We start from the raw sequence: 2645 nt of genomic DNA on the forward strand, positions 1-2645 counted from the left end.
CCTGTCATGCCTTTACCTTGCCTTCACAGATCGTAGAAAGACGATGAATCCGCCGAACCGCATGGGTTGTGCAACTGTGGTGTGAACCCACACAGCCGTCCTTCAAGCAGCATGTGCCATCAGCGAGATGTTCAAACATCCCTGAATACGGGACCACATTCGCTCACTCCGAATGCAGGGGTATTCCCTCGGACGCACAAGGAGAGAGGGGTCTACATGGGGGAGGACGAGATCGAAGGACCGGACCCGGGACGGGTCGGAGCGATCTTCCTGGGATGGCTCAAGAGGAACGGCGGGGCCAAGCATCTGACCACCTGCGAGAGGAAGATGCGCCATCTCGGCCTGGACCTGGCCCCGTCGGTCTCCGAATGGGGTCAGGGGAGGATCTCGGTCGTCCCGGGCAGGGGCGACAAAGTAGTCTGGCTGAAGGACACGCGATGGGCCGACCTATGGGCCAGCCTCCATGATGTCGAGGTCCCGCATCACTCTCAGTCCCTGAAATCAAAAGAGAAGTTAAGATAAGCAGAAATAAATATACGATTGAATGTATTGAGGTATGAGTCAGGGAGCGCAGCATGATGTCAGAAGACAGACGAGCTCATGAGCCGACGGAGCCTCTGGACAGTCCATTCGACGGCCTCTTCGGGGACACGGCGGAGCTCAGGGTCCTGCAGGAGATAGTCGCCGACCCATACTCGGATTACACCCAGAAGGAGCTCATGGAGCTGACAGGCCTCTCAGACCCCAGCGTGAGGAAAGGGCTGGCCGTTCTCTTGGAACACGGGATCATCAGGAACGTCTCGTCTGTCCGCAGAAGGCCTCTCTACCGCGCCAGTCTGGATTCCAGGAAGCTCACGACGCTCACGTTCCTGAGCTACGCGGTGCTTGATGAGAGGACTGGCAGCGCAGCGATGGACGACGCCGTGAAGCACTACTGCGAGAGCATTCCGACCAAGGTCGAGGTCGTCCTTGCAGAAGGATCGACTTTCAACAGGTACGAGATGCCAAAATACGAACGAGCGCTCTCGGCGAATGAGGGCTCAGACACTGTGATTCAGGAGGCGTGACAATGGCAAATGGAAAGAGGCGTGTGAAAGCAGTCGTTCAGGCAGAGAAGGTCACGATCGACCTCAAGGAGATCTACAGATCCGACCCGAAGGAACTGACGCCTGACATCACCGTGACACGTTACTCCAACCTCGCATACGTGCAGGCATCGCCGAGGGACGTCTGTGTCGACTTCCTCGAGATGCCCGGGTTCAAGAAGGACGGCAAGTCAGTCGTCAACGGGACCAGGATCTACATGTCGCATGTAGCCGCGCAGAAACTTGGGGAGGTCCTTCAAGACGTCCTCAGAAAGGCAATACGCGGTGGAGGGATCGAGAAGTTGACCGAGGGCAGACGGGCTCAGTGACAAGCCCGTGCTCGACCTGCGCCTCGCACGACCCTGGCCCCGCTCATTCTTGCCCTCACAACCCAGGGAAGACCAACGATTTCGTCGGAATATGAGGGGAACGGCGGTCCAGGTCTTCGCCTCCTCTATAGGCCACCGCCGCCCATCCATGTTAAGATGCCCCTTTGTGATGCTTCTCTCCTTACCATTACAAATCACACACAAATAGGAAATCCATGAGAATGTAAGGGTAACCAAGGGTCAAGGCCGCTTCTGTCTTCCGCAGGTGTTCAAACCGTAGTTACGGGATGGTCCATTTGCAGGAAATGACCATCCTGGTTCGCCAGTCGTGTAAGCTGTGTCGTAGACTATATGAACTCGAATACTAGTTGTAGTACTAGCAATACTAGTATCTGAAAGAAGCATTGCTGCGAAGTGGAAAGAATGGCGACCATCTCATTCAGCAGACCTCTGGAAATAAAGGACGACAAGGCTGCCTTGACAATCATCAAAGCAGCGAAGGAGAGCCACAAGGCCATCAAGAAGGTCGACATTTCTAGGAAACTTGAGTGTGGTCGAGTATTGCTGAAGAAGAGATATTCTCGCTGAGGGAGATTCTCAGCGCCGATTCGGACGAGTCTGTTGTATCGAAGGATTTATCTTCATTCAAATGCGAACGTGACCCTGACGTTGAGAGGTTCCTAAAGGAGAACGCCATCCCTTTTGAGAAGGCTCACAAGAGTAGGACCTACATTGTTGTGAGGCGCGAATCTGCGAGAGAGAGGAAGCTGAAGGTACTAGCCTATTTCTCAATCGCGCTCTCAAGCATGAAGATCCGTGATACCGTTTCGAGGAGCAGGAGAAAGAGGCTGAGCGGCATTTTCGAGGACAGCGAAACCCCATGCTATCTAATCGGCCAACTCGCCAAGAACGACACCTATGAGGGCGACACCCAGGGCAAGGAGCTTATCGAGTACGCCCTGAGTATGTTCAAGATAGCGCACGATCTTGTTGGAGGGAGATTCGTGAGGGTTGACTGCAAGAACATTCCGCACTTGGTCGAGTTCTACAAGGCTAACGGGTTCGGAGAGCTGCAGACCGACGACAAGACAGGGCTGCTTCAATTAGTGAGATTCCTCTGAGACAAAGGAAACACAGCGCTATTCATGATCTTCTCAGCGTCTGAAGTCCATGAATGCTCAAGTCAGGGCCCTCATTCGTCGCACCACGACTGAGACGGTCTCGCAGACCC

General features: G+C 54.4%; 5 protein-coding genes. All 5 read left to right on the plus strand.

The annotated features are described in order from the left end of the window. The first annotated feature begins 216 nt into the window (after window positions 1-216). The 5 genes from KJ653_06430 to KJ653_06450 all read left to right on the plus strand — a co-directional run bounded on the left by KJ653_06430 (window position 217) and on the right by KJ653_06450 (window position 2535). Window positions 217-522, plus strand: coding sequence for a hypothetical protein (locus tag KJ653_06430; GenBank protein MBU0685463.1), 306 nt, complete (start codon window positions 217-219; stop codon window positions 520-522). 53 nt (window positions 523-575) lie between these two features. Continuing rightward, entirely contained in the window at window positions 576-1067 is a 492-nt protein-coding gene (locus KJ653_06435; protein ID MBU0685464.1) for a winged helix-turn-helix domain-containing protein, read from the plus strand. Window positions 1068-1069: 2 nt separating this feature from the next. Then, window positions 1070-1414 carry a DUF3467 domain-containing protein gene (locus KJ653_06440; protein MBU0685465.1) on the plus strand — a complete coding sequence of 115 codons (345 nt, stop codon included), beginning with the start codon at window positions 1070-1072 and terminating at the stop codon, window positions 1412-1414. A gap of 423 nt (window positions 1415-1837) precedes the next feature. Then, entirely contained in the window at window positions 1838-2002 is a 165-nt protein-coding gene (locus KJ653_06445; GenBank protein MBU0685466.1) for a hypothetical protein, read from the plus strand. Beyond that, window positions 1963-2535 carry a hypothetical protein gene (locus KJ653_06450; GenBank protein MBU0685467.1) on the plus strand — a complete coding sequence of 191 codons (573 nt, stop codon included), beginning with the start codon at window positions 1963-1965 and terminating at the stop codon, window positions 2533-2535. The genes KJ653_06445 and KJ653_06450 overlap by 40 nt, the downstream gene beginning before the upstream one ends. Window positions 2536-2645: the final 110 nt, after the last annotated feature.

The sequence above is a fragment of the Candidatus Thermoplasmatota archaeon genome, assembly GCA_018814355.1.
Taxonomy (GTDB): domain Archaea; phylum Thermoplasmatota; class Thermoplasmata; order UBA10834; family UBA10834; genus COMBO-56-21.